This is a genomic window from Pokkaliibacter plantistimulans, from assembly GCF_003194385.1.
Taxonomy (GTDB): Bacteria; Pseudomonadota; Gammaproteobacteria; order Pseudomonadales; family Balneatricaceae; genus Pokkaliibacter; species Pokkaliibacter plantistimulans.
Genome location: NZ_LAPT01000058.1, coordinates 1 through 5,109 on the forward strand (window position 1 = coordinate 1; position 5,109 = coordinate 5,109).

At 58.2% G+C, this 5,109-nt stretch carries 5 protein-coding genes; 2 read left to right on the forward strand and 3 right to left on the reverse strand.

The genetic code is table 11. From position 1 onward, the window contains the following. Window positions 1-403: 403 nt before the first annotated feature. Entirely contained in the window at window positions 404-2,029 is a 1,626-nt protein-coding gene (locus WH50_RS12815; RefSeq protein ID WP_110187663.1) for a methyl-accepting chemotaxis protein, read from the reverse strand. Between the two features lie 177 nt (window positions 2,030-2,206). Between WH50_RS12815 and WH50_RS12820 the strand changes: the two genes are divergently transcribed. Further along, on the forward strand, window positions 2,207-2,917 hold the full coding sequence (locus WH50_RS12820; protein ID WP_110187664.1) for a 16S rRNA (uracil(1498)-N(3))-methyltransferase: 711 nt from the start codon (window positions 2,207-2,209) through the stop codon (window positions 2,915-2,917). Between the two features lie 41 nt (window positions 2,918-2,958). On the opposite strand, the gene WH50_RS12825 is transcribed toward WH50_RS12820, so the two are convergent. Continuing rightward, a complete protein-coding gene (locus WH50_RS12825) occupies window positions 2,959-3,360 on the reverse strand; it encodes a hypothetical protein (protein WP_110187665.1) in 402 nt (133 codons plus the stop codon). A 254-nt stretch (window positions 3,361-3,614) separates the two neighbouring features. On the opposite strand from WH50_RS12825, the gene greB reads away from it, so the two are divergent. After that, window positions 3,615-4,127: a transcription elongation factor GreB gene (gene greB / locus WH50_RS12830; protein WP_110187666.1), complete on the forward strand. Its 513-nt coding sequence runs from the start codon at window positions 3,615-3,617 to the stop codon at window positions 4,125-4,127. A 78-nt stretch (window positions 4,128-4,205) separates the two neighbouring features. Here the strand turns inward: greB and WH50_RS12835 are convergent. Continuing rightward, the coding region (locus WH50_RS12835; protein ID WP_341476833.1) for a GNAT family N-acetyltransferase at window positions 4,206-5,109 on the reverse strand (904 nt) is incomplete at its 5' end.

Genomic DNA, 5,109 nt, shown 5'->3' on the forward strand with positions numbered 1-5,109 from the left:
CAGCCAGCTGAACCAGTTACTGCCCGATATGCTGGGGTTCAGTGACAGCTTTCTCAGCATGATGCTGATCGCCCTGCTGATACTGATCCCGGCGTGGCGCCTGAGAACCCATATACAGCCGCGCCCCCGTGTGGAGGCCGTGGTCAGCAATGGCTAGCAGGTCGTTGAAAATCTATCTGCGTTGCCGAATACCGCGTCAAAAACAGGCTCACAGCCAACGGCTGAACGTGCTTTAGCACGGCCCCGAAGGGGCGAGCGGAGCGAGTCAAATGCTCATTTAGCCCACTAAACTCCGCTTTTTCGCCTGTTTCTTGTGCCCTCGGGGTATTTCCTTGTCTCGGCTGCCTCGATAACGCTTTTCAACAGCCTGGTAAAGTACATCGGGTATGGCAGATGGCCCACGCTAGAGGCGGAAGTGCGCTATCTGCTCGGTCATCTGTACGGCCAGACTGGAGAGTTGATGGCTGGCCACACTGGTCTGGTTGGCACCCGCAGCGGTCTGAATCGACACATCCCTGATGCCTTGCAGACTGGAGTCCACCACCCTCGCCACCTGAGCCTGCTGCTCCGTGGCGCTGGCAATCTGCAGAATACGCTGCGACACCTCCTGCATACTGCCATTGATATGCTCAAACACCTGATCGGCAGCCTGCACTGCCGAGCTGGTTTGCTGAGCACGGGAGTTACTGTTGGCCACGGCGCCCACCACCTTTTGCATGCCCTGCAGAATGGCACTGACAACCTCTTCAATTTCCCGGGTAGAGCCCTGTGTACGCTGCGCCAACGCCCGTACCTGATCAGCCACTACCGCAAAGCCACGGCCCTGCTCGCCTGCTCGCGCGGCTTCAATAGCCGCATTCAACGCCAGCAGATTGGTCTGCTCCGCTACTGCACGGATGACCTCCAGCGTCTGGCCGATAGCGGCGGCCTGCTGTGACAATTGCTGCACTTCATCACTGGTGCGATTGATATCAATACTCAGCTCGTGCATGGCATTAACGCTGGCGGCAATCTGCTGACGCCCCTTTACCACCGTAGACAGGGTGGTATCGGTGATGGTCGAAGCCGCGCTGGCATTGTCGGCCACATCTTCGATGGCCGTAGTCATCTGATTGATTGCCGTTACGGCCTGCTGCAGCTCGTCGTCCTGCTTCTGCATATTTCTGGCGGCATCATCGGTCACCACACTCAGCTCTTCCGAGGCAGAAGCCAGTTGAGTACTGGAATCCAGAATCCGGTCAATGATGTCACGCAGCGCCTGCTGCATCGTCGCCAGCGCGGAGTTCATCTGTGTCAGCTCATCACGCCCCTCCACCCTGATGGTGGACGTCAGATCACCGGCCGCCACCGCAGTGGCCATTTTCAGGGCATTGCCGACCGGCCGCGTAATACTGCGCGTCAGCACCATACCGATAAGAATACAGAGCAGTACGCTGAACAGTGCCAGCCCCGTACTGAAGTGCAGCGCGAAGCGAAAGCGGCCCTCAGACTCATCCACCGCATTGCGGGCCTCATCCTCACTGACCTGTACCAGCGTCGACAGCTGTTGTGACAGGGTGTCATCCAGTGTCTCCATGGCATTGAGGCTGTCGCTGGCCTGGGCAATCTTGCCCTGCTGCTGCAGCTCCAGCACCTGTTGTTCCTGCTGCCAGTAACGGCTCAACGTCTGCTGAAGGGTGTCATAAGCCTGACGCTCACCGCGGCTGGCCAGAGCGGCGTTGAGTAATTCCAGACTGTGATGGGATAGCTGCAGGGTACTGTCGACTTTCTGTCGCTCATGCAGCTTTTCTGCATCAGTGTCCGCCAGCAGCAGATTGGCCGTGGTGGCCTGCAGTTGCAGCAGGCTGGTTTCGACATCGACGGTACGAACGATGGCAGGCAGCCAGACCACCTGCAGTTCCAGCGTCTTGCCGTTCATTTTCTCCATCTGCAACAGCGACATGGAGCCAAGCAGCACCAATAACAGCACTATGCACAGAAAGCCTGCCAGTAACCGTCCACCGATGGTGAACCGTCTGATCGCAATCATGTTACCTCCCGCCAGGCGCTAGCTGCGCGAACAGTAGTACTTGTATCCCAGGCTCTATCGAGCAAGTGTAGACCCCACCTACTACCTGTCAAAAATGACACTCAGCTCATCAGTTCCCACTGCGCATCGGCTCTGCGACAATAGCCGCCCGCTATGCAACCGGCTGTTAACACCGTCATGAATCTCATCCTGCTTGAACCCAGTGACTTCCTTTCCGCTACGCAGGTCAGACTGACCGGCCGACGCCAGCGTCATGTGCTGGAAGTGCATCAGGCACAAGCGGGACAACAGCTGACAGTGGGCCTGCTCAACGGCCAGATAGGTAAAGGGCTGGTCACCCGGCTGGATGAAACCCAGCTGGAGCTGGAAGTCAGCCTGACCACAGACGCGCCCCCCGCCCTGCCACTGACCCTGATTCTCGCGCTGCCTCGTCCCAAGATGCTGCGCCGAACCTTGCAGCACGCCTGCACTCTGGGCGTCAGCCGTATCGTGCTGGTCAATGCCGTGCGAGTGGAAAAAAGCTTCTGGCAGACCCCCTTTCTGCAGGAGCAGGCGATCCATGAGCAGCTGGTACTGGGGCTGGAACAGGCGCGCGCCACACAGCTACCGGAAGTTCTGCTGCGCAAGCGCTTCAAACCCTTTGTGGAAGATGAACTGCCTGCCCTGTGCGCTGGCAGTCAGTGTCTGGTCGCGCACCCCTATACCGAACAGGCCTGCCCCGCGGCGGACGAGCGACCGGTCACTCTGGCGGTCGGCCCTGAAGGCGGCTTTGTGCCCTATGAGGTGGATAAGCTGATGGAAGCAGGCTTTAGCCCGGTGCATCTTGGGCCGCGTATTCTGCGGGTGGAAACGGCAGTACCGGTGCTGATCAGCAAACTGTTTTACTGATCGCTCAGACTATTTACTGATCGCTCAGACTAACTGGCCCTTCAGGCGGTTGCGGAAAAAGTCTGCCGCGACTGCTGAATCTCAGACAGCAGCGGATTCTGCGAGCTGAGCCCCACCAGCGACATATCGACCTCAGCGGCAGCATTGCTGGCAGGTTGCGGACGGGTATTCAGCCATGACAGGGTCAACGCCAGTGCGCCAGACTGACGGTTCTGCAGCATGGAGGCCATGTCCATCACCAGCTCCGGGGTATAACCATCAATTTCTGCGGGTGGTGCACTTTCTTGTTGCTCGGGCTGATCAAGCTGCTGGAAGCGCGAATCCCACATCGACATCAACCAGGCAAAATGCGCCCCGTTCCCTTGCTGCAGCGAGGTACCGAGCTGGCGATCTGCGGCTTCGACGTGCCGTAGTGCCGTTGGGTTGACGATGGGGAGACTCACCTGACTTGCGCCCTTTGTGACAGACGCTAAGATGATCGGCCTGTCAGGGCAAAACTTGACGTCTATCTTCCCTTGGAACCTGTTCACGATCTCGCAAGCGAAGGCCGGTCAAGGCGAAAAGTACTGAGGAAGCGGAGTTTACGGTTTGTAAATCAGCAGTCCGCAGATATTTTCAACGCCGGGTGGCCGACACGCAGCAAGTTGTGAAGACGCTCCAGAAACCTGTTCACAACCCTCCCGACGGCCTACGCACCATGTCCCGATATCGTCCTCCCCGACAGAAAAGCAGCCCCTATATCACTCCCGAAGGCGATCGTGCCCTGCGTGATGAACTGCACTATCTGTGGCGGGTTAAGCGGCCGGAAGTGACTCAGGCGGTGTCTGAAGCCGCTGCACTCGGTGACCGTTCGGAGAACGCAGAGTACATCTACGGGAAGAAGCAACTTCGCGAGATTGACCGGCGGGTGCGCTATTTACAGAAGCGTCTGGATGAGCTGACCGTAGTGCGCCAGCTGCCCGACGATCAGGATCGCGTGTTCTTCGGTGCCTGGGTGGAAGTAGAAGATGAACAGGGCAACGCCTTTACTTACCGGCTGGTCGGCCCCGATGAAACCGATACCAGCAAGGGTTACATCTCCATTGATGCACCGATGGCACGACAGCTACTGAAAAAAACCTTTGGCGATCAGGTGTGGGTGGGGCATGAAGAGCACCGCAAGTGCTATGAGATTGTCGATATCCGCTACGTTGGCGCAGGCGAGCAGTAACGCCATTAGGCACAAACATCAGAGGCAGGCAGAGACTACTCTGCCTGCTACTCCGGCTAACTGAACGCATTCAGGCTCCTAGCCAAGCTCAAAAGTCGTTACCCCAAAGACACCTTCCATGCGCATAGCCGGAGCCTCTCCGGTATACATTCTGGCGGTCTCGAAGATGCTCTGCATGGCCATCCGCTGTGCCAGCGCGACCGCCTGCGGGTGACACTCTGGCACATCCAGATAAAACTCGGCGCCTTCTGGTAATGACATCAACAGCTGTTGCAACAGACTTTCTGCGATCAGCTGCGAGTCAGCGAACAGCGGCCCCACCTTGTAGCCAGACAGGCAGGGGCGAATAACGGCAAGACCGCTGATCGCATCAGCCGTCAGGCTCACCAGCGCGACGCTGTCAGGCTGACGTATCCAGCTGGACAGAAACTCGCTGCGCTCCGCCGGGAAATAGCGCCGGTCATAGTCAAACAGGGCCCGCCGGTCCACTTCAGTTGCAGCCAGCACCGTCAGTTCCGGGTCGCCGCTCAGCACCGGCAATGCGGCGTCACGCTGCCCATGAAAACGGATATTGCGATAGACCAGACGAAATCCTGAACGTTTGTAGTTGTCCTGCTGAGCGACGACCCCGTCCAGCCCGACATTACAGTTGCGCAGGTGGTTCATCCCGGCCTGCCACAGGCGCCAGCCATATCCCCGGCCACGATAGGCAGGAACCACGATATAACAGCCAATAAATCCAAACTGTCCGGGGTAGGCAACGGCCGAGATACAACCGACCTTCTCGCCTTCCAGCTCCGCCAGCAGAAAGCCCTGAGGGTCAGCCTGATAGAACGGCTCCGCATCATGCAGGCCGGGATTCCAGCCTTCCGCAGCGGCCTGATCAATCATCCACTGTACTTCTTCAGCCAGCATGGGCCGGATCGTCAACTCTGCCATGGCGTGTTCCTTCTTGGCGGACATGTTTGATCTATCTATGTTT

Coding starts and splice junctions, on each gene's coding strand:
- WH50_RS12815 (WP_110187663.1), bottom strand. CDS start 2,029: ATGATTGCGATCAGACGGTTCACCATCGGTGGACGGTTACTGGCAGGC.
- WH50_RS12820 (WP_110187664.1), top strand. CDS start 2,207: ATGAATCTCATCCTGCTTGAACCCAGTGACTTCCTTTCCGCTACGCAG.
- greB (WP_110187666.1), top strand. CDS start 3,615: ATGTCCCGATATCGTCCTCCCCGACAGAAAAGCAGCCCCTATATCACT.